17 protein-coding genes, 2 pseudogenes and 1 riboswitch are annotated in these 22,028 nt (G+C 62.4%); of the genes and pseudogenes, 16 read left to right on the top strand and 3 right to left on the bottom strand.

Features of this window, described 5'->3' with window-relative positions; genetic code table 11:
- Genes NKI72_RS01530 through NKI72_RS01550 form a run of 5 tightly spaced genes read left to right on the top strand, consistent with a single transcriptional unit; the run spans position 1 to position 5,168 of the window.
- Positions 1–1,062 carry a substrate-binding domain-containing protein gene (locus NKI72_RS01530; RefSeq protein WP_352849828.1) on the top strand — a complete coding sequence of 354 codons (1,062 nt, stop codon included), beginning with the start codon at positions 1–3 and terminating at the stop codon, positions 1,060–1,062.
- A gap of 60 nt (positions 1,063–1,122) precedes the next feature.
- The gene (locus NKI72_RS01535; protein WP_352542302.1) at positions 1,123–2,184 is read left to right on the top strand and encodes a substrate-binding domain-containing protein; all 1,062 of its coding nucleotides are present in this window, start codon (positions 1,123–1,125) and stop codon (positions 2,182–2,184) included.
- 35 nt (positions 2,185–2,219) lie between these two features.
- On the top strand, positions 2,220–3,194 hold the full coding sequence (locus NKI72_RS01540; RefSeq protein ID WP_352832168.1) for an ABC transporter permease: 975 nt from the start codon (positions 2,220–2,222) through the stop codon (positions 3,192–3,194).
- A 12-nt stretch (positions 3,195–3,206) separates the two neighbouring features.
- Positions 3,207–4,406: an alanine racemase gene (locus tag NKI72_RS01545; protein ID WP_352849829.1), complete on the top strand. Its 1,200-nt coding sequence runs from the start codon at positions 3,207–3,209 to the stop codon at positions 4,404–4,406.
- Positions 4,407–4,415: 9 nt separating this feature from the next.
- Positions 4,416–5,168: an ATP-binding cassette domain-containing protein gene (locus NKI72_RS01550; RefSeq protein WP_352774982.1), complete on the top strand. Its 753-nt coding sequence runs from the start codon at positions 4,416–4,418 to the stop codon at positions 5,166–5,168.
- Positions 5,169–5,272: 104 nt separating this feature from the next.
- Here the strand turns inward: NKI72_RS01550 and NKI72_RS01555 are convergent.
- The 3 genes and pseudogenes from NKI72_RS01555 to NKI72_RS01565 all read right to left on the bottom strand — a co-directional run.
- A pseudogene (locus NKI72_RS01555) lies at positions 5,273–6,697 on the bottom strand (transketolase-like TK C-terminal-containing protein); the annotation flags it as partial.
- Positions 6,664–8,103, bottom strand: a pseudogene (gene traG / locus NKI72_RS01560) (IncP-type conjugal transfer protein TraG); the annotation flags it as partial. The pseudogenes traG and NKI72_RS01555, both read right to left, overlap by 34 nt.
- A 527-nt stretch (positions 8,104–8,630) precedes the next feature.
- Positions 8,631–9,086: a YybH family protein gene (locus tag NKI72_RS01565; RefSeq protein WP_352502912.1), complete on the bottom strand. Its 456-nt coding sequence runs from the start codon at positions 9,084–9,086 to the stop codon at positions 8,631–8,633.
- A 1,130-nt stretch (positions 9,087–10,216) separates the two neighbouring features.
- On the opposite strand from NKI72_RS01565, the gene NKI72_RS01570 reads away from it, so the two are divergent.
- The 11 genes from NKI72_RS01570 to NKI72_RS01620 all read left to right on the top strand — a co-directional run bounded on the left by NKI72_RS01570 (position 10,217) and on the right by NKI72_RS01620 (position 22,025).
- Positions 10,217–11,761, top strand: coding sequence for a Fic family protein (locus tag NKI72_RS01570; protein WP_352470527.1), 1,545 nt, complete (start codon positions 10,217–10,219; stop codon positions 11,759–11,761).
- 182 nt (positions 11,762–11,943) lie between these two features.
- Positions 11,944–12,060: riboswitch (TPP riboswitch) on the top strand.
- A 103-nt stretch (positions 12,061–12,163) separates the two neighbouring features.
- Positions 12,164–13,999 carry a phosphomethylpyrimidine synthase ThiC gene (gene thiC, locus NKI72_RS01575; protein ID WP_352612565.1) on the top strand — a complete coding sequence of 612 codons (1,836 nt, stop codon included), beginning with the start codon at positions 12,164–12,166 and terminating at the stop codon, positions 13,997–13,999.
- Positions 13,996–14,997, top strand: a complete 1,002-nt coding sequence (gene thiO, locus NKI72_RS01580) for a glycine oxidase ThiO (protein WP_352849830.1) — start codon at positions 13,996–13,998, stop codon at positions 14,995–14,997. The genes thiC and thiO overlap by 4 nt, the downstream gene beginning before the upstream one ends.
- Entirely contained in the window at positions 14,966–15,163 is a 198-nt protein-coding gene (gene thiS / locus NKI72_RS01585; RefSeq protein WP_023679205.1) for a sulfur carrier protein ThiS, read from the top strand. The genes thiO and thiS overlap by 32 nt, the downstream gene beginning before the upstream one ends.
- 1 nt (position 15,164) lies before the next feature.
- Positions 15,165–15,938, top strand: a complete 774-nt coding sequence (locus NKI72_RS01590) for a thiazole synthase (protein ID WP_352502588.1) — start codon at positions 15,165–15,167, stop codon at positions 15,936–15,938.
- Positions 15,935–16,540, top strand: a complete 606-nt coding sequence (locus tag NKI72_RS01595; protein ID WP_352470532.1) for a thiamine phosphate synthase — start codon at positions 15,935–15,937, stop codon at positions 16,538–16,540. The genes NKI72_RS01590 and NKI72_RS01595 overlap by 4 nt, the downstream gene beginning before the upstream one ends.
- Positions 16,531–17,304, top strand: coding sequence for a hydroxymethylpyrimidine/phosphomethylpyrimidine kinase (locus NKI72_RS01600; protein WP_352502600.1), 774 nt, complete (start codon positions 16,531–16,533; stop codon positions 17,302–17,304). The genes NKI72_RS01595 and NKI72_RS01600 overlap by 10 nt, the downstream gene beginning before the upstream one ends.
- 849 nt (positions 17,305–18,153) lie before the next feature.
- Positions 18,154–18,879 (top strand): GntR family transcriptional regulator, encoded by a 726-nt coding sequence (locus NKI72_RS01605; RefSeq protein ID WP_023679209.1) that lies wholly within the window; start codon positions 18,154–18,156, stop codon positions 18,877–18,879.
- A 27-nt stretch (positions 18,880–18,906) separates the two neighbouring features.
- Positions 18,907–19,941 (top strand): ADP-ribosylglycohydrolase family protein, encoded by a 1,035-nt coding sequence (locus tag NKI72_RS01610; protein WP_352849831.1) that lies wholly within the window; start codon positions 18,907–18,909, stop codon positions 19,939–19,941.
- Positions 19,938–20,924 carry a PfkB family carbohydrate kinase gene (locus tag NKI72_RS01615; RefSeq protein WP_352502586.1) on the top strand — a complete coding sequence of 329 codons (987 nt, stop codon included), beginning with the start codon at positions 19,938–19,940 and terminating at the stop codon, positions 20,922–20,924. Before NKI72_RS01610 ends, NKI72_RS01615 begins: the two co-directional genes overlap by 4 nt.
- A 39-nt stretch (positions 20,925–20,963) precedes the next feature.
- A complete protein-coding gene (locus tag NKI72_RS01620; RefSeq protein WP_352470536.1) occupies positions 20,964–22,025 on the top strand; it encodes an ABC transporter substrate-binding protein in 1,062 nt (353 codons plus the stop codon).
- The last annotated feature ends 3 nt before the right edge of the window (positions 22,026–22,028 follow it).

Here is a 22,028-nt window from a genome sequence, read left to right on the forward strand (position 1 = left end):
ATGCTGATAGACAGACTTGTTGCTACAGCACTTGCAGGCAGCCTGATGCTGGTGGCCGGTGGAGCCGGCGCACAGACAGTTGGACCGAGCGGCGAGACGGCGACACCCAGCGCCGAGGTTAGATTGTCGGATGCAGACCTGGCCGCAGTAAAGGAGAAGGGCTACAAGGCCGCACTGCTGTGGCACACCTCCTCCGACTTCACCAATGCGGTCACGGCCGGTGCCAAGGATGAATTTGCCCGTGCCGGCATTCAAATCGTCGCCACCACCGACGCGGGCTTTGACGCCGCGCGCCAGCGCAGCGACATCGAAACCGCGCTCGCGGCGAAGCCAAACGTCATCCTGTCACTGCCCCTTGATCCGGTCACTTCGGCCGAGGCGTTCCGTCAGGCGCTCACCGACGGCACCAAGCTGGTATTCCTTTCCAATCTGCCGAAAGGCTACAAGCACGGAGCCGACTATGCCGCCATCGTCACTGACGACCTGTTCCAGATGGGCAAGCAGGCGGCCGATGCACTGGCCAAGGCGCTCGATGGCAAAGGCAAGGTCGGCTACATCTTCCATGACGCCAGTTACTATGTGACGAACCAGCGCGACCAGGCTTTCAAGACAACGATCGAGAAGGATTATCGCGGTATCAAGATCGTCGCCGAGCAGGGTATCTCCGATCCGGCGCGAGCAGAAGAGCTGGCCAGCGCGATGCTCGTGCAGCATCCCGGTCTTGACGGCATCTACGTCACCTGGGCCGAACCGGCCGACGGCGTGCTGTCGGCCTTGCGGGCAAGCGGAAACACCAAGACCAAGATTGTCACGCTCGACCTCGCCGAACCGGTGGCGCTCGATATGGTCAAGGGCGGCAATGTGACCGCACTGGTGGCCGACAAGGCCTATGAGCTCGGTCGCGCCATGGCCGCTGTCGGCGTCAAGGCGCTGCTCGGCCAGGAGACCCCGGCCTTCGTCGTTGCCCCGGCGCTTACCGTGACCAAGCAGAACGTTGCGCAGGGCTGGAAGGATTCGTTGAACCGCGACGCGCCGCAATCGGTGCTCGACGCGGCCAAATGACAGGGCAATGCCCGGCGGCCAATCAGGGCCGCCGACATCATAAAAACAAGGGGAACTGACATGCGCATAGCAATTGGAATGTTGTCGGCACTGGTAGCACTCGTCGCCGCCAACGCCTTCGCAGCCGAGGGCACCACCACGGGACCGAACGGGGAAAAGCCGACGCCGGCAAAGAGCGTCGTGCTCACACCAGCTGAGGAGCAGCAGATCAAGGACGGCAAATACACCGCCGCGCTGGTCTGGCATGAGATGAGCGAATACACCAACGCGGTGAACAGCGGCGCCCAAGACGAGTTGAAGCGGCTCGGCATCACGGTCGTCGCTCAGACTGACGCCGGCTTTGATGCGGCCCGTCAGAAATCCGACGTCGAGACAGTACTCGCCAAAAGGCCCTCTATTATACTGTCCCTACCGGTCGATCCCGCAAGTGCGGCCACCGTATATGATCCTGCGCGCCAGGCCGGCGTGAAATTGGGATTCGTCGACAATTCCCCGGCAGGCTACGTTCACGACAAGGACTATGTGACCATCGTTTCGGACGATCTTTTCCAGATGGGCAACAAGGCCGGGATCGCAATGGCCGACGCGCTCGGCAAGCAGGGCAAGGTCGGCTACATCTTTCACGATGCCGATTTCTACGTCACCAACCAGCGTGACGGAGCATTCAAGCACACGATCGAGCAGGACTATCCCGACATGAAGATCGTGGCCGAGGCCGGAATGGCCGACCCCGCGCGCAGCGAGGAAATCGCGCAGGCGATGATCACACAGCACCCGGACCTCGACGGTATCTATGTCACCTGGGCTGAGCCGGCGCTTAGCGTGCTGTCCACATTGCGGGCGGCCGGCAACAGCCACACCAAGATCGTCACGCTCGACCTGAACGAACCGGCGGCACTGGACATGGTGAAAGGCGGCAACGTTGCCGCACTCATCGCAGACGAAGCCTACGACATCGGCGTGACGCTGGCGCGCGCCACGGCCGCCTCGTTGATCGGCAAGAAGGCCGCGCCGTTCATCGTGGTCGATTCCCTCGCCGTCACCAAGGACACTGTCAAGGACGGGTGGAAGCGGTCCCTCAACAAGGACGTGCCCGCGACCATCGCGGCCGCCATGAAATAGCGGCGGACAATGGCGCCCCGCCGGAGGAAGTGAGAATGTCGAGTGTCAACACCAGCCCCGGCCGGGCAGCGAGCTTGGTCAGCCGCTTCAACCTGCAGCAATATGTCGTCTATCTCGGATTTCTGGCGATCTTTCTGTTCTTCGCGATCGTACTGAAGGACAGCGGTTTTCTGACGGTCCGCAACCTGTCCAACATCGTGCTGCAGACGGCACCCGTGACGATCATGGCGATCGGCCTTGTCTTTGTCATGTCGGCGGGCGAAATTGATCTTTCGATAGGTTCGATCGTTGCCGTGGCAGCCCTTGCCGCCGCGGTGGCGATAAACGTCTACGGCTTGTTGGCTGGGGTGCTGGCCGGCCTCGGCGCCGGCCTGCTGATCGGCCTGCTCAACGGCGCCCTCGTGGCTTACGTCAAGTTGCCTTCATTCCTGGTAACGCTGGCGACGCTCGGGCTGTTTGCCGGCGTATCTCGCTCGATGACCGATTTGCGGTCGATCCCGGTCACCAACGACGCTTTCACCGGTTTCTTCGGCTCGGGTTCTTTGCTGGGTGTTCCGTCTTTGATCTGGTGGACGGTAATTGCCGTTGCGATCGCGCATCTCATCTTTCGCGAGACGCGCTTCGGCGCCCATGTGCTGGCCACCGGCGACAACAGCCGTGCCGCCAGTGTTTCCGGCATCAGCGTGGCGCAGATAAGGCTTGCCGTTCTGACCACAAGCGGCGGGCTCGCCGGCCTTGCCGGGCTGCTCTATGCCGGCCGGCTGCAGGCTGCGAAATACACGCTCGGCGAAACCGACCTTATGACGGTGATAGCGGCCGTCATTGTCGGCGGAACCCTGCTTAACGGCGGCAAGGGATCGATTGTCGGTGCGCTGGTGGGCTCGCTGATGATGGGCATGCTGAACAACGGCCTCATCCTGATGGGCCTGTCCGTCTCCGACCAGATGATCGTGCGCGGCTTGATCATTCTTGCGGCCGTCGCCGTATCGCTGCGCGAAAAGTCCCGTTGAAGGAGTTTTGTCATGTTCCTCGATGTTCTGCGGCGCCGCAATCCGAGCTTTATAGAAAGCGCCATGCGCCTTCACCAGGAAGGAAAGCTGCCGGCTAATTCCTATGTGCTCGACCTCGATGCCGTCGAAAGCAATGCCCGGGTCCTGAAGCGCGAGGCCGACCGGTTCGGCCTGAAGATTTTCGCCATGACCAAGCAGGTCGGCCGCGCCAGTTCGTTCTGCCATGCGCTCAAGCGTGGCGGCATCGATCAGGCCGTCGCCGTCGACATGGCCTGCGCGCGGGCAACGCACAGAGCAGGCCTGAGGCTCGGTCATCTTGGCCACCTGCAGCAGATCGCAAGGCACGAGGCCAATGCGGCGGCCAAAACGTTCAGGCCGGACTATTGGACCGTCTTCAACGACACCAAGGCTGAAGAAGCCGCTGCCGGCGCAAGGCTCGCCGGGTACACGCAAAACCTGCTTGCCCGCATCCGCGCCGATGGTGACGTTTTCTACCGCGGCCACGAAGGTGGTTTTGAGGCGGCTGATATCGCCGCGGTCGCCGAAAAATTGGATGGTCTCGACGGCGCACGGTTCGCTGGCATCACCACCTTCCCGGCGCTGTTGTTCGACCAGACCACGCGAACGGTCCTGCCGACACACAATCTGGCGACACTGGGCAGAGCTGCCGAAGCGCTCGCCAAGTCCGGCCGCAGCGACATAGAGGTGAACGCGCCCGGCACAACGTCGAGTGTCCTGCTTGGCGCGCTGGCCGAAGCCGGCGCCACGCAATGTGAACCGGGCAATGGCTTGGCCGGCACCACTGCGCTGCACGTCATGGAAGATCTGGCGGAGCTCCCTGCCGTTCTGTATTTGACCGAGGTCTCGCATTTGTCTGGCGGCAAAGCCTACTGCCTGGGTGGCGGCTTCTATATCGATCCGATCTTTCCGGACTATGAGGTGAAGGCAATCGTGTCCGCAGAACCCACCACGGCCGCCGCCGCGCTCAGAAGCGTCGAGGTGCCGCCGCCTGCGGCAATCGACTATTACGCAATGATTGACGCTAGCGGCGCCAATGCGCCACGCTCCGGCGACACGGCGGTGTTCGGCTTTCGCGGGCAGGCGTTCGTGACCCGCGCCTACGTGGTCGGCATCTCCGGTGTCTCAAAGGGGGCGCCCCAAGTCGAAACGATCGAAAACGGTTTTGGCGAAACCGCTGCCTGGCCTGTCTAGGAGCAAGTGATGAACGCGACCACGACCGGCACGCCCCCTGTTTTGCAGCTGCGCGACATCCGCAAGAATTTCGGTGGCCTCACCGCCATCGAAAATTTCTCGCTCGAGCTCTATCCCGGCGAGATAGTGGCGTTGGTCGGCGATAACGGTGCCGGCAAGTCGACGCTGGTCAAGATCGTGACGGGGGTGCATGCTCCGACATCCGGGACGATCATCATCGAGGGGCAGGCGGTGGCAATGTCGAGCGCCACCATGGCGCGCGCCCACGGAATTGAGGTGGTCTATCAGGACTTGGCGCTCGCCGATCAGCAGACCGTCTACATGAACATGTTTCTTGGCCGCGAGCCGGTGAACCGCTTCGGCCTGCTCGACCGACGCCGGATGATCGACGACACCGAAAAGCTGGTGAAGGATCTCGACGTTCGCATCCCATCGGCTCACGCCACCATCCGCGATCTCTCGGGCGGCCAGCGCCAGGGCGTGGCGATTGCGCGCGCCACGCACTGGGCAAGCAAGCTGATCCTGCTCGACGAGCCAACCGCCGCGCTCGGCGTTGCCGAGACCGCCAAGGTCGAGACGATTGTTCTGTCGCTGAAGCAGCGGAATATCGGCGTGCTGATCATCAGCCACAGCCTCGACCAGGTGTTCAGGCTCTCAGATCGGATCTGTGTTCTGCGACGTGGCAAACAGATCGGCGTGCGCAAGACCAGAGAGACCGACAAGAACGAGATCGTCGCCATGATCACCGGGCTTCAGCACTAGCCCGGTGCGACCGAGGCGCGCCGTTCAGATATTGCGTTACCCGAGCAGCGAGTGGCATGACTTCGGATCCACGATCAGGCCTCGGCCACAGAATGTCGCCAGCATCAATCCAGCGCGCGCAGATACCGGATGGGGCGGCCACCGGCAATCCGCTCGGCCGCTGTCGCTATGGAATTGGCGTCGATGCCGAAATGGCGGTAAAGGTCGCCGATCGTCCCTGACTGGCCAAAGTGCTCGACGCCGAGACTGCGCGTACGGTGGCCGTACACCGAGCCCAGCCAGCCGAGTACCGCCGGATGACCGTCGGTGACGGAGACGATCGCGCAATGCGCAGGCAGATCGGCAAACAGCCTTTCGATATGACTCCTGGCGTGGACGAGGCCGCGTTCGCGCGCGCGACTTGCCGCTGTCCAGCCTGCGTTCAAGCGATCGGCCGAGGTCACCGCCAGGAGACCGACATCGCGACGGTCCTCTGCCATCATGCCGATAGCCTCGATGGCCTCCGGCGCGACGGCGCCAGTGTATGCGACGATCACTTCGGCATTCGGACCCGGACGCCGCAGCCAATAGCCCCCGTCGATGATGTCCTGCTCGAGTACGGGCGTCACGCTACGCGTGATCTGCTCGACCGGGCGCGTCGAGAGCCGCAGATAGACCGAGCCGCCGGTCTCGTCGCGCAGCCAGGTGCGCTCCGACTGCACGGCGTCGCCGTCGCGCTGCATATAATCCAGCGCAAAGCGCATGATGACGCCCAACTCGTCGACGAAGGCCGGCTCGTAAGCCGCAAGCCCGTCTTGCGCTATGCCGATCAACGGTGTGGCGATCGACTGATGCGCCCCGCCTTCCGGCGCCAATGTGACCCCGGATGGCGTCGCGACCAGCAGGAAGCGCGCATCCTGATAGCAGGCGTAATTGAGCGCATCGAGACCGCGCTGGATGAACGGATCGTAGAGCGTGCCGATCGGCAGCAGCCGTTTGCCGAAAACCGAATGCGACAGCCCAAGTGCCGACAGCAGGATGAACAGATTGTTCTCGGCGATGCCCAGTTCGATGTGCTGGCCGGAGGGGCCGAATTCCCATTTCTGCGCCGAGGCGATGCGTTCGCTGCGGAAAGTGTCGGTGAGTGACTGACGGGCGAACAGGCCGCGCCGGTTGACCCAGGGGCCGAGATTGGTCGAAACCGTGACATCGGGCGATGCCGTCACGATCGCGTCGGCGAGCGGCCCGCCAGCGCGCGCAATCTCGTCCAGAATTCTGCCGAAGCCGACCTGCGTGGAGACGCTGCCTTTGGCTTCCGCGACGAGACGACCAGGGACCACGATGCGCTGGGCGTGCCGGCGCCGCTGGCCCTTTGCCGTGAACGGAACGGCGTCGAGGAATCGTTGCAGCTCCAGATCTCCAACGGCCAATCCCTCGAAGGCGTCCCACTCCCGCCCGTCGCCGACCGACATCGAGGCACGAAGGACCGCCATCTGATCCCTGGTCATCAGGCCGGCGTGGTTGTCCTTGTGGCCGGCGAGCGGCAGGCCGTCCTCTCGTCATTCGTGGCGAAGCTCACCCGCACATGACAATTGTCGAGGATGGAATTGTTCGGTCCGTAGGCCTTCTCGATCTGATTGAGCGATTGTGCAATCAGGAACGACTTGATGCCATACCCGGCCATGAAGGCCAGCGCGCTTTCGAAGAAATCGAGCCTGCCAAGCGCGGGAAACTCGTCCAGCAGCATCAAAAGACGCTGCCGGTGATCCTTCGCGTGAAGATCTTCGGCGAGCCTGCGGCCGATCTGGTTAAGCACGAGTCGGATCAGCGGCTTTGTGCGACTGATGTCCGATGGCGGCACGACCAGATAAAGCGTCGTCGGCCGTGCCTCCTCGACAAGGTCTGCGATCCGCCAGTCACAGCATGACGTCACCTTGGCCACAACTGGATCGCGGTAGAGGCCCAGAAAACTCATGGCCGTCGAGAGCACGCCGGAACGCTCGTTCTCGGACTTGTTAAGCAGTTCCCGAGCAGCCGACGCAACGACGGGATGCGGGCCTGCATCACCCAAATGCCGCGTCAGCATCATGGCGCGCAGCGTTGCCTCGATTGGCCGCTCTGGATCGGAAAGGAAGTTCGCCACGCTTGCGAGGGTCTTGTCTTTCTCCGCATAGAGCACGTGCAGTATTGCGCCGACCAGCAACGCATGGCTGGTCTTCTCCCAGTGGTTGCGGCGTTCCAATGTGCCTTCTGGGTCGACCAGGACATCCGCCACGTTCTGCACATCTCGAACTTCCCACTCGCCCCGTCGCACCTCCAGCAGAGGATTGTAGGCTGCTGATCCAGCATTGGTCGGGTCGAACAGAAGCACCTGGCCGAAACGGGCCCGCCATCCGGCCGTCAGTTCCCAGTTTTCGCCTTTGATGTCGTGGACGATTGCCGAACCCGGCCAGGTCAGTAGTGACGGCACCACCAGGCCGACGCCTTTGCCGCTTCGGGTCGGTGCGAAACATAGCACGTGTTCCGGACCGTCGTGGCGCAGATAGTGTCGGCCCAACATACCCAGGATCACCCCATCCTGACCGATCATCCCAGCGGCCTTGATTTCGTCTCGCGTCGCCCAGCGCGCCGAGCCGTAAGTCGTGGTGTCCTTTGCCTCGCGCCCCCGCCACAGCGACATCCCGATCGCTGCGACGATAGCCATGAGGCTTCCGCTCGCCGCAATCGCCGCGCCCTCCAGGAAGACCTTCGGCGCGTAGGCGTCGTAGAAAAACCACCACCAGAAAAAGGCTGGCGGCGGATAAACGGGCTGTCCAGCCAATTCGAACCACGGCGGACCGAGTTGGCTTTGAAAGCCGAGCCGCCCTGCCGTCCACTGTGTTGCTCCCCATGTCGTCGCGACGACGATCAGAAAGGCGGTGAGTATCTGGCCCCATAAAACCTTGCTTGCCGGCATCGGTCGTTTCCCAAATGGATGATCGGAACAACCGAAAAGCTCGAATTCCTAAATCCGCAAGAAGAAAGGGGCGGTCGAAGCAGCATGGCGTACCCGGACGTGGAAAGACTTGCCCGATGCGGGCTCGAATGTTGAACGAGCATCGGGGGGCTGCTTTCTTCTGGAGCCGTTGAGCCGCTACTTTGCCCAATGATAATTAGTTGTCTCGGCTCAGATGCATTTGACGAGATGGACGGGTTCTTGGAGAACCGCGGATTGCCCACGACCAAATGAACAAGAGCCCTCGGCGGCGCGCCGAGCCGGAGAACGCTCTAGTCCCGGCAAGTGGTGGTCAGCCGGAATTGACGTTCTGCTGAGCTCGAATCTTACCGCCTCCCTGATCGGTAGCGCGATAGATCCAGAGCCGACTCGATGAGCAGACCCATCAAGTCTGTTCAATTTTGTTAATCAATTCAGTCACATCAACTATTGCCATGGACTTTCGTTGGAACTGTTGCAAGCCGCGCCGGCCTCACGGGTCGCGGAATCTATTGGGCCGCACCAAAGTTCCAGATGTCCCGATGCAGGCGCCACGTCCCGTCGTCCCCTTTTTTCCAAACGACAATGTACTTGCCCGCAACGGTGGAAGGGGCACCGCCTTTGCTCGGCACACCGAGCGTAAATGCGCCAACTTCGTAGGCGAGATTCCCGCTCTCTTCCACTTCCAGCGCCTTCAGGGTGAGATTCTTCATCCCGGCCTTGATTGCGCCCTGCCAGAATTCTTCCACGCCCTTGCGGTCATCGACGCGTTTGCCGTCGGGTGGCAGCAGGGCGGCATCGTCGGTATACATTTGACCTACCGCTGCTGCGTTTCCGCTGTTGAAGGCGTCCATGAATTTTACCAACGCCGCTTCGATGTCCTCACGAGCCGAGTGGGCGGCCGCAGACAATGCAGACGAAACAAGCAGCACAGCAGCAAATGCAAATGACTGAACCAGTCTCATTTCGTCCTCCCTTGCGTGCCCGACATGCCCACCCGATGAATAGCGCCGACCCAAGGGCGCCGCGGCGCGTTCGATGGCCAGGCGCCTATTTTATTAGACTTATCTGATATGACGGCGCAAGCGCAACTGCGACCCTCGGAATGACCAGCGTAGCAGCTGCCGGAGAACTTCAAAGCGGCGGCTACCGCCTCACTGCCCTCCTCGTCTCGACGAAAGAGTTCGTTCGAATGATGCTTTTCCGTGGCTTTGCTCGCAAGTTTTCGTCAGCCAGCACAGGGCCTCCTCTTACGGTCGCTGGTCGTCAAGGCCCAGCGGCCACTAGCTGACAGTCCCCCCCGTAGCCAAGCCGCTGGGCCCCTCGACGTGGGGAACGAGCATTGGAGAGATGTCTCGCTTTCCGTTACAGCCCGAAGGCGGGTGACAGATGACCGCGTCAGCCTCTCCACTCCGAGCTACGTTTTCACGCATTCGATCAGGCACAGCTCTCTCGGGCTAGCGCGCCAAGCATGAGTCAGCTCCCGAATGAGCAGGTGCCGCCCAGTTCAGCTTCGGCCCTTGCGCGCGCAAAGTATTGGGCGAGATCGATCGGCAGTCCGATCGGCAAATTGGGGCAGCGATGGCGAGAATGAATGCCAGGAACTTCCCTTCGGTGCCGCTTCGTCGATCTGTTTGCCGAGAAGACGCGCGCTGCGTGCCGCCCCCCATACCGCAGAGAACTCACTTCAGGTCACACACACACGACGCCACCGAGATCCTGCATCACTTTTCTACTCCGACGCCGCCACGTCACCAAGATCAGTCGCAAGCGTGATCGCGGCTATCGATCGCGCACCAGAGCGCTCTATGAGTGAGCCCCGAACGGCGCGCTCGAGCAATCCGGCTCGACGTAAGGCGGGCCATCCGTGCCGGCCTCGTGACTAAGACGGGCGAATGGCGGTTCCTGGACTCACCTTTTTGGTCTGAAGTCGCTTCCTTGAGCCGGTGGCGGAGTTCTTGCTTGATCGACCTCAGCACTGTTTTAGAATCGGTTTTCGGAAAATTTGTCTTGTGGCATCAATTTTCATGGGATAGGATCATTTTTCATAGGTTTTGCCGACTAAACCAAAATTCAATGGAAGGATTCGCGTTTCATGCCTGCGGTGCAACAGCACCAATTTTCAGGTCCTGTTACCGTTTTTCAGGAAATCCGCCTTCCTGAAACGGCGACCCCGGCCGGGTACAGCGCCCTGATCGGAGCCTACAGGCTCGCCGCGCCCTTGCCCCGTAGGTTGTTCGCCACTGGCGAGCATCATCGCATTACCGAACGGGATGGCTGGCGGATCATGACCCCCCGCCATGCCCCAAATCCTACCCTCGAAGGCCACCTGACCTTTGCGCTCAAGTACGAGGGACTGGACCTTGCCGTCCTCAAGCGGCTGTTCCAAGTGACCGGTCCCGCGCCGATCGAGGCGCTGGTCCGTGAAAGCCCGACCGGCAGTTATGCCCGCCGCATCTGGTTTTTATATGAATGGCTGAGGGACGCGCGTATCGATCTGCCGGACGCGGAGGCCGGACGATACATTCCGGTTGTCGATCCCGAGCTGCAGTGGCCCGGACCCGACAAGACCGCTTCGCGCTATCGCGTAAGGGACAATCTCCCCGGCACGCGTGAGTTCTGCCCTCTGGTGTTCCGCACCAAGATTCTCGAAAAATTCATCGGCCTTGAACTACCGCGGCGCGCGGAGGCAATCGTAGCGGACGTGCCGCGCGACCTCCTTGCTCGGACCGCCGCCTTTCTTTTGCTCAAAGACTCGCGATCAAGCTATGCGATCGAGGGCGAGCACCCGCCGCAAGATCGCATCCAGCGCTGGGGCCGCGCCATCGGCGAAGCCGGCCGCTGGCCGATCGATCGCGATGAGCTGCTGCGTCTGCAAAGAATTGTACTTGGTGACGCTCGTTTCGTAAGACTTGGCTTCCGAAAAGAAGGAGGTTTCGTCGGTGAGCATGATCGAGACAACGGTACGCCCTTGCCCGATCACATCAGCGCTCGGCCCGAGGACCTGCCGCGGCTAATCGATGGAATGGCGGCGTTCGATCAGGGCCCCGCGCAAAAGCTTGATGCAGTCGTAGCCGCCGCAATCCTCGCCTTCGGCTTTGTCTATATTCACCCGTTCGAGGACGGAAACGGCCGCATTCACCGCTACCTAATCCACCACGTCCTTGCCATGCGCGGCTTCAATCCGCCGGGAGTGGTCTTTCCCGTCTCGGCCGCGATCCTGGACCAGATCAACGAGTACAGGGGCGTGCTCGAGAGCTATTCGCAGCGCCTTCTGCCGTTGGTGGAATGGGAACCGACGCCGCAATTCAACGTCCGGGTGCTGAATGACACCGGTGATTTCTACCGGTTCTTCGATGCAACCCCGCACGCCGAATTCCTCTATGCTTGCGTTCAGCGGACGATCGAACGGGACCTTCCCGAGGAAACCGCATTTCTGCAGCGCTACGATCAGTTCCGGCAGCAGGTGGACGCCTTTATCGACATGCCCGAGCGGTTGACCGATCTGCTCTTCCGTTTTCTTCACCAGAATGATGGCCATCTATCGAACCGCGCGCGCGAGAAGGAATTCGCCGCGCTGACCAGTGACGAGGCAGGAAGAATCGAGGCGATCTACGCGCAAACCTTTGGTGCCCATTGAAGGTGTGATCATCAGGATCGATTTTTAGTCCGACGCTTTGCGATTCCCTTGTCCTTGCCTTCATCTCCGACGCTTGACTTGTCACCGAGACATGCACGATTTTTTCCGCACGGTCTGACCGGCCGCCGATCAGCCGCGGCCAGAACGCGCTTGACAAACCGGAGCCGTCCCGTCCAACCTCACGCATTCACCAGGGGAGTCCCGGCAAGGGGCTGAGATACTGCTGGCTTTCGCGGCGCAGTGACCCGTTGAACCTGATCCAGTTCATACTGGCGTAGGGACGGTGCAAGCGCTTTGCGGGAGTTCACGCCCGAGGTCCTGTTTCGGCAGGTCGACAGAAGCGTCTTTTCATCCTTCCGGCACAGAACTGGGTCTCCAATGCACGAGCAAAGGAGCCTCAAGATGAATGCCCTCACCCCCGCCGTGTCGACGGGACCGCTGCCTGCCTCACGCAAAATCCACAAGCCCGGTGCCATCCACCCGCAGATCAGGGTGCCGATGCGCGAAATCTCCGTCCATCCGACGGCAGGCGAGCCGCCGGTGACCGCTTACGATCCGTCCGGCCCCTATACCGACCCGACTGTCGAAACCAGCATCGAAAACGGCCTTGCACGGCTTCGCCATGAATGGGTCACCGCGCGCGGCGATGTCGAAGCCTATGACGGCCGCCACGTCCGGCCAGAAGACAATGGGTTTGCGGCGGGCGAGCGCCTAACACCGGAATTTCCAGTCCGCAACCGGCCACTCCGGGCCCAGACCGGCAAGGCGGTGACACAGCTTGCCTATGCGCGCGCTGGCATCATCACGCCCGAAATGGAGTTCGTCGCCATCCGCGAGAACCTTGGTCGCGAGATCCTGCACGGCAAGCTTGAGCGCGACGGCGAGGCCTTCGGCGCGGCGATCCCCGACTTCGTCACGCCTGAATTCGTGCGCAACGAGGTGGCGCGCGGACGGGCGATCATTCCCGCCAACATCAACCATCCCGAGAGCGAGCCGATGATCATCGGCCGGAATTTCCTGGTCAAGATCAACGCCAATATCGGTAACTCCGCCGTCACATCGTCGATGGCTGAAGAGGTCGAAAAGATGGTGTGGGCGATCCGCTGGGGCGCCGACACGGTGATGGATCTGTCGACCGGCCGCAACATCCACAACATCCGCGAATGGATCGTCCGCAACTCGCCGGTGCCGATCGGCACGGTGCCGCTCTACCAGGCGCTCGAGAAAGTCGGCGGCATTGCCGAGGATCTTACCTGGGAGGTTTACCGCGACACGCTGATCGAACAGGCCGAACAGGGCGTCGACTATTTCACCATCCACGCCGGCGTGCGGCTGCATTACATCCCGCTGACCGTTGACCGGGTCACGGGTATCGTCTCGCGCGGCGGCTCGATCATGGCAAAATGGTGCCTGCACCATCACCGGGAAAGCTTCCTCTACGAGCACTTTGCGGAGATCTGCGACATCTGCCGCGCTTATGACGTCTCCTTCTCGCTCGGCGACGGCCTTCGTCCCGGCTCGATCGCCGACGCCAACGACGCGGCGCAATTCGCCGAGCTGGAAACGCTCGGCGAGCTGACGCAGATCGCCTGGGCGAAAGATTGCCAGGTGATGATCGAGGGGCCCGGCCACGTGCCGATGCACAAGATCAAGGCGAACATGGACAAGCAGCTCGCCGTCTGTGGCGAGGCGCCGTTCTATACGCTTGGACCGCTGACGACCGACATCGCGCCGGGCTACGACCACATCACTTCCGGCATCGGCGCGGCGATGATCGGCTGGTTCGGAACGGCCATGCTCTGCTACGTCACGCCCAAGGAGCATCTCGGCCTTCCCGACCGCGATGACGTCAAGACCGGCGTGATCACCTACAAGATCGCAGCGCACGCGGCCGACCTGGCGAAGGGCCACCCGGCGGCGAAAGTCAGGGATGACGCCCTTTCCCGCGCGCGCTTCGAGTTCCGCTGGGAGGACCAGTTCAACCTGTCGCTCGACCCCGAAACCGCACGGTCCTTCCACGACCAGACCTTGCCCAAGGAGGCGCACAAGCTGGCACATTTCTGCTCGATGTGCGGACCGAAATTCTGCTCGATGCGTATCTCTCACGACATCCGCGCCGAGGCACAGAAAGAGGGCATGGCGGCGATGGCGGCGAAATACCGCGAGGGCGGCGATCTCTACGTGCCAGCGGACGAGATCGGCGCACCGGTCACGCCTCAGCCAGGTAAGCCATCATGAAGGTGCTGATAAAGGGGGCCGGCGTCGCCGGCCTCACCGCCGCCTTCGAACTCGCCGCCCGCGGCGCGACGGTCACGGTCGCCGAGATCCGGCATGGCCTTGGAGGCAATGCGTCGTGGTTCGCCGGCGGCATGCTGGCGCCATGGTGCGAGCGTGAAAGCGCCGAGCAGCCGGTGCTGGACCTTGGACGTGACGCTGCCGACTGGTGGGATGCGGTGCTGCCGGGTCAGGTGACACGGGGCGGAACACTTGTCGTGGCCGCCCCGCGTGATGCCGGCGAGCTCGACCGCTTCGCCAGCCGCACGTCGGGCCATCGGCGTGTCGATGAAGACGAAATTGCGCTCCTGGAACCCGACCTCGCCGGCCGCTTCCGGCGCGGACTGCTCTTCCCAGATGAGGCTCATCTCGACCCGCGCCAGGCGATGGCAGCACTTCATGACAAGCTCGCAGCCATGGGTGTCAAATTCCACTTCGGCACCGACGCCCGGCATGTTTCCGGTTTCGATCGTCAGATCGACTGCCCGGGGATGGCCGCCGTCGATGACAGGCTTCGCGGCGTTCGCGGCGAAATGCTGATCCTAAACACGCCAGACTTCTCGCTGTCGCGCCCGGTCCGGTTGCTGCATCCGCGCTTTCCGCTCTATGCGGTACCGCGTGCCGACGCCCAGTTCATGATCGGTGCGACGATGATTGAAAGCCGGTCCGCCAGACCGGTCACGGCGCGTTCGATGATGGAGCTTCTGGGTGCTGCGTATGCCCTCCATCCGGCCTTTGGCGGGGCCGGGATCGTTGAAGCCGGCGTCGGCGTCCGTCCAGCCTTTCCAGACAATCTGCCGCGCGTCGAAATGAGCGGAGACACCGTCGCGATCAACGGGCTCTATCGCCATGGCTTTCTTCTCGCCCCCGCCATGGCGCGCCTGGCGGGCGAAATTGTCTTCAATCACGACAAACCCGTGGAGCTTGCTCATGAAACTGATGGTCAACGGCAAAGTGCATGAGGTTGCCGCCACCACGCTGGCCGAGCTGCTTGCCGCGCTTGACTATGAGGGCGATTGGCTCGCGACCGCCGTCAACAACGACCTCGTGCACAAAGCCAGCCGGGCGGAATTCCAATTGAACGACGGCGACCGGATCGAAATCCTCTCGCCGATGCAGGGAGGCTAGCATGTTCGATCTTCTCGGGACGACGCTTCCCTCCCGCCTGCTTCTCGGCACCGCTCAATATCCTTCGCCGGCCATCCTTGCCGATGCAGTCAGGGCATCGGGCACCTCGGTGGTGACCGTCTCGTTGCGCCGTGAGATGGGAGGCGGCAGGGCCGGCGAAAAATTCTGGTCGTTGATCCGGTCGCTTGGTGTCAGAATCCTGCCCAACACTGCTGGCTGCCACTCCGTCAAGGAAGCGGTCACGACCGCACAAATGGCGCGCGAAGTCTTCGGCACGCCCTGGATCAAGCTCGAAGTGATCGGCAATCACGACACGCTGCAGCCGGACGTGTTCGGTCTGCTCGAAGCCGCCCGCATCCTGTGCGAGGACGGTTTTGCGGTGTTCCCGTATACTACCGACGACCTTGTCGTCGCCGAGCGGCTGCTTGCGGCGGGCTGCAAGGTCTTGATGCCCTGGTGCGCACCGATCGGTTCCGCCCTCGGGCCGGTCAACATCACGGCGCTGCGCTCGATGCGCGGACATTTCCCTGATGTCCCGCTGATCGTGGATGCTGGTCTCGGACGGCCATCGCACGCGGCAACAGTCATGGAGTTCGGCTTTGATGCCGTGCTCCTGAACACAGCGGTCGCCAAGGCGGCCGATCCGGTCGGCATGGCGCGTGCGTTCGGCAAGGCGGTCGACGCCGGTCGAGAAGCTTTCAGCTCGGGGATGCTCGAACCCCGCGACGTCGCGGTGCCATCGACACCAACATTCGGCAGGGCGGTTTTCTCATGAAGCTCGATCCCTTCTATCTGATCGTCGACAGCGCCGCCTGGATCGAACGGCTGGTGCCACTTGGCGTCAAGCTGGTTCAGTTGCGCATCAAGGATAGGGACGAGGCCACGCTGCGGACGGAAATCCGCCGCGCGAACGGCGTCTGCGCGGTCCATGGTTGCCAACTGATCGTCAACGACTATTGGCGGCTCGCCATTGAGGAAGGCTGCGACTTCGTCCATCTCGGCCAAGAGGATTTGGCTGCGGCTGACCTGCTGGCGATTAAGTACGCCGGATTGAAGCTCGGGCTCAGCACGCACGATCATCTCGAACTGGAAACGGCCATCGCTGCCGAGCCCGACTATATCGCGCTCGGCCCCATCTATCCCACCATCCTGAAGCAGATGAAATGGGCGCCGCAAGGGCTCGAGCGGATCAGCGAGTGGAAGCATCGGGTGGCGCCGATCCCATTGGTCTCCATCGGCGGCCTCAACCCCGACCGGCTCGACGGTGTCTTCGAGGCTGGTGCGGACAGCGCGGCGGTGGTCACCGACATCACGTTGAATGCCGATCCCGAAGCGCGCACGCGAGAATGGATCGAAAAGACAAAGCCATGGCGCTGAGGCGAGAACCGCGTGTGCTCGTGGTTGGCGGATCAGACTCCAGCGGTGGGGCTGGAATTGCACGTGATATCGAGACGATCTCTTCCATTGGTATGCGCACCTGCCTGGCTGTCACAGCGCTGACGGTGCAGACGCACGAAGCCGTAATGGAAATCCATCCTTCGAAGCCCGATCTTGTGGCCGATCAGATGTGCGCCGCGCTGCAGGCCAACAAGGTGGCGGCAATTAAGATCGGCATGCTCGCAACGGCCGAGATCGTCGTTGCCATTGCCGGCGTGCTGCGCGAAAATCCGCAGGTGCCGGCAGTGCTCGATCCGGTGCTGGCCTCGAGCTCCGGCCGGGGGCTTCTGGAAGCAGGTGCCATCGCTGCCATGAGGCGCGACCTGATGCCGCTTTGCTGCCTTGTGACCCCCAATCTCCTCGAGCTGGCGCTCCTTGTTGGTGCGGAACCGCCAGCCGACGAGAGCGACGCGGTGAGACTGGGACGGAAATTGCTGGCAGCCGGCGTGCCGGGCCTGCTGATCAAAGGGGGCCACGCATCAGGACCTCGATCAACCGATATTCTGTTGCGTTCCGATCAAGAACCAATTCGCTTCGACGCACCTCGTCTTGTCGCATCAATCCGCGGGACGGGTTGCATGCTGGCTAGCGCGATTGCGGCGCATCTGGCGAAGGCGAAGCCGCTCGAAGACAGTGTGCGCGAAGGCAAGCGGCTTGTCTTGGCCATGTTTAAGAAGAATGCAGCAGACCGACGAAACTTGTAAAATTTTCCAACTCTCGAAAGACACGCCTGCCTCTCGCGGGTCCGGGCTGGTAATTTCGCCTCGTAATTCACCTCACTCGAGAGGAGTAGTTTGACGGCCTCGCCAGGCGGCGACCGCGAGATCAACGATGGCGAGGCGGCCGTCGTGCGCCGTATCTAGTGCGTTGGCATCCTTTCCCCACATCCGACTGCGATCCTGGAATTCACCTTGGTCGCGAGCTCCTGCTAAACGACGCCCCTCGACGGGAGCGGTCGATCCCGCGTCTCGGCTGCGGCGGCGCTAGGCTGACGCTCCCTAGGCCGTCCTGTTGAATCGGACTCGGGATCACGAACTGCCCCCGACAATGAATGAACATTGTCCGTCTTACGGCCATTTCATCGTCACCGCCGATGTGCTCAAGCGATGCAGGCCATCCCTGTCATTCAAGGGATTATCGGCTTCGAAAAACAGTGAAGCTTCATCCGTCCTTGCATCCGCTTCGCTCAGGCTCAGCAGACGTCAGCAGGTTCTTCACCAGGTTAAGAGCGAGGGCGTGTGGCTCAAGCCGGCTTGGCACGAGGGCCGGGAGGTGATCGCGGTGTTCGAGACCGAGCCGACGCGAAACCCAACCACTTTATGTGGCTCGAGTGGTGTGAAGGTCGGATCAGCTTCATTCGCGACTACCGCAATGCCCGCTATGTTGCCGATGATGCGGAGCTGGCGCTGGACGCCACGTCCCACGGCGACGGAACCGGCAACTATGCTCGTCGCGACGCCTAATCAAGCCCGATGGCAGCTCCATCCGGCACTCGTTGACAAGCCTGCCGTGATATGAACAGGATTATACAGGCTCACTGAACAGGTACCCATATGAAGCGGCGCTCGGTTCAACTGTCTCCCGGCACGGGCAAGCCCGAACAGATCGCCACCGTTCTCGAACATGAAATCCGCTCCGGTGTTCTCGGCTTCGGCGACCGGCTGCAAAGCGAGAACAAGCTCGTCCAGCGTTTCTCCGTCAGCCGCAACACCGTCCGCAAAGGCCTCGAGGAACTGTCCAACCGCGGGCTGATCACGACCAAAGTCGGCATCGGCTCTTTCGTCACCTTCGATGGCAAGCCCGTTGATGACTCCATCGGTTGGTCGCGGGCGCTCGCCAACGCCGGCGCCAACGCCGAGACGCGGACGCTGCGGCTCGAGGTGATCGAGGACCCCGGTCTTGCCGCACTGCTTGGTATAGAAAACCCGTTTTTCATCGCTGTCGACCGGGTGCGCACCAATGCCAGCGACGGCCACGCCATCTCCATCGAGCGCAGCCGCCTGCCATTGTCGCCGGAACTGGAGGACGTGCCGTTGCGCGGCCTGCGCGAAGGCTCGCTGCACCAGACGCTGCGCGGCGCGGGCCTCATTCCCGACCATGGCGAGGAATGGGTCGGCATCGAAATGCTCAACGCCGAGGACTCTGCAATCCTCGGTTGCCCGCAAGGCACGCCGTTTCTTCGCGGTCGCCGGTTGACCCGCGCCGCCGATGACCGGCCGATCGAATATGTGACCAGCCTGCTCAACCCGGCGCATTTTGCGCTGCATATGAGGTTCTGAGTGATGCCGGACGACAACACCGGGAATATGACTGATCGGGCCATGGGGGCGCTTGTCGGCGGGGCACTGGGGGATGCGCTGGGCATGCCGACGCAGCTTTTGTCGCCGGCCCGGATTGCCGAACTCTACGCCCATGTAGAGGGCTTCATTGCTCCTTTCGCCGACCATCCGGTGTCGAAGGGGCTTCCCGCTGGAACGATCACCGACGACACCGAACAGGCGCTTCTGCTTGGCCGTATCCTGGTTGAATCCGGTAACCGCTTCGATCATGCGCGGTGGGTCAACGCGCTGCTCGACTGGGAGCGCGACGTCAAAGCGCGCGGCAGCTACGATCTGCTGGGACCATCGACCAAACGCGCCATCGACGCCATCAACAATGGCGTGCCGGCCGAGGAAGCGGGGCGCAGCGGCGACACAAATGGTGCGGCCATGCGCATTGCGCCGGTCGGCATCATGATGCCGCCAGAGCCGCTGGACGCGCTGGTCGCCAAAGTTGCCGAGACCTGCCGGGCCACGCACAACACCTCGGTTGCCATTGCGGCCGCAGCCGCCGTTGCGGCGGCCGTCAGCCGCGGCGTCGCAGGCGGCGACTGGCGCGCCGCTTCCGACAGCGCCATCGCCGCGGCGAGGTGCGGAGCAACGCTCGGCCATTGGGTGACCGGCGGTGACATTGCTGCGCGCATTGGGTGGGCGCAGGAGCTTGTGCGCGGCAAGGCGACGAAGGACGCGATCCGGCTGATCACCGATCTGGTCGGCACCGGCGTCGCCAGTCAGGAGTCCGTTCCGGCTGCATTCGCCGTGCTGGAAGTCGCCAGCGGTGATCCCTGGCAAGCGGCGGTCATCAGCGCCAATCTCGGTGGCGACACCGATACGATCGGCGCCATCGCGACCGGCATGGCCGGCGCCTGCACCGGCTTTTCCCGACTGCCTCAGAACCGCATTGCAGACCTCAAGGGCATCGACATTGCGGCGGTTGGCGCGCTCACCGCCGACCTTGTTGCGGCCCGTATATCCAAGCGCCGTGCCGACAGGACGGGTCCCGGCAAGGATGCGGCGGCATGAGTGGGCGTCTCGTCCATGTCGGCAGCGCGGTGGTCGACTATGTCTACCGCATCGACGCCTTGCCGGCGCCGGGTACGGAGAAGACGGCGTCGAGCTACACGCAAGTCGCCGGCGGCGGCTTCAACATGATGGTCGCGGCCAGCCGCACCGGCATGAAGGTGGTGTTCGGCGGCCAGCTCGGCAGCGGACCCAATGGCGACTTCCTGCGCACGGCCTTAGCCAATGAGGGGATCGAGACGCTGACGACGCCATCGCCCGTCATGGACAGCGGCAATTGCGTCGCCATGATCAGCAGCGATGCCGAGCGCACCTTCGTCTCGTGGCCTGGTGCGGAGAGCTTGCTCAGCCTTGACATGATGGCGCCCGTCTCGGTCGCCCCGGGGGATTGGGTGTTCACCTCCGGCTATACGCTTAGCTATCCGGGAAGCCGAGACGCGCTTGTCGACTGGATCGAGGCACTTCCGGCCGACACACCGCTTGTCCTCGACCCGACACCTGTCGTCGTCGACATTCCCCGCCCTATCCTGCCTCGGATACTCGCCCGCACCACCTGGTTGAGCTGCAACAGGATGGAAGCGGCCGCGATTGCCGGTCCGGGCGACGTCGAGGCACTCGCGTCACGGCTTCTTAGCGACCACTCCCCGAAGGCCGTCGGCGTCGTTATTCGCGCCGGAGCGAAAGGCTGCCACATACGGCTGGCCGATGGCTCGGCGCAAACGAGTGCCGGCTTCGAGGTCGACGCCATCGACACCAATGGCGCCGGCGACACCCATATCGGCGCTTTCGTCAGTGCGCTGGCGCGCGGCGCGCCGCCTTTTGAAGCAGCGCGCTACGCCAATGCGGCGGCGGCCATTTCCGTCACCCGCCACGGTGGTTCATCAGCGCCGACCGACCACGAAATCCAGACATTCCTAAGCCATGCCGGCGGTCCGCCGATCGGCCTCCATGGCCGGAAGCAAGAGGCCAAACGCCCGACAGCCTGACAAAGCCCGGGAAGCGGGCAAACACAGAGAGGAACGAACATGCGCATGCCCGACTTGACTGCCCTGCTGACGGCGACCGCCGTCTTCACCTCCGCACTCGCATTTGCCGCCAAGGCCGACGAGGTGCACGTACTCAACTGGAAGGGCTACGGCGCCGACGAGCCGTGGGCCATCGAAGCCTTCGAGAAGGCGACCGGCCACAAGGTCGTCAACGATTTTTTCAATTCCGAACAGGAGATGCTGACCAAGCTCAGGACCAATCCCGGCCTTTACGATGTGGTCATGATCAACGCCGCTTTCAACGACCAGGCGATGGCGGAAAAGCTGATCCAGCCGATCGACACGTCCAAGCTGCCGAACTTTCCCGACATCAGCAAGGACAAGGCCGGATCGCCGATGCTCGTCCATGACGGCAAGGTCTATGGCGTGCCGTGGGTCTGGGGGCTGACGGCGCTCGCCATCAATGAAAAATCCTTCGATAAGCCGCCGACGAGCATCGCCGAAATGTGGGATCCCGCTCACAAGGGCCGCGTCACCATCCGTGATGATGCCGTCGAGGCGGTTCAGTTCGGCGCCATTGCCACCGGCCAGAACATCAACGACATCAAGGATATCGAGGCGGTCAAGGCAAAGCTCACCTCGCTGATGCCGCAGATCAAGACGTTCTGGAGCTCGGAGAACGACTGGAACCAGATGGCTGCCTCTAACCAGATCGACATCGGCACCTATTGGAGCGGCTCGGCCGATCGCGCCAAGACCCATTTCAAGCTGCCGGTCTCGCTCGTGATCCCGCAGGAGGGCGCTGTCGCCTGGCTCGACGCCTTCTCAATTCCGGTCGGTTCCAAGAATGTCGCCGGCGCCGAGGCCTTCATCAACTACATGATCGACCCGAAGTTCTATGTCGAATGGGTCACCAAGGTCGGAGCCCCGGTATCCGCCAACACCAAGGCTGTAGAAGCACTTCCCGGGGATGCGTTCAACCGCAAGGTGATGGGTGACCCGGCAGTCGCCAAGCGCATTCAGTTCCAGGCGCCGATCACAGACGCCCAGCGCGAAACCTATCTGTCGCTCTGGCAGCAGCTCAAGGTCGACGTGAAGTAACAG

Origin of the sequence: Mesorhizobium sp. M0437, assembly GCF_040321335.1 — a bacterium.
Taxonomy (GTDB): Bacteria; Pseudomonadota; Alphaproteobacteria; order Rhizobiales; family Rhizobiaceae; genus Mesorhizobium.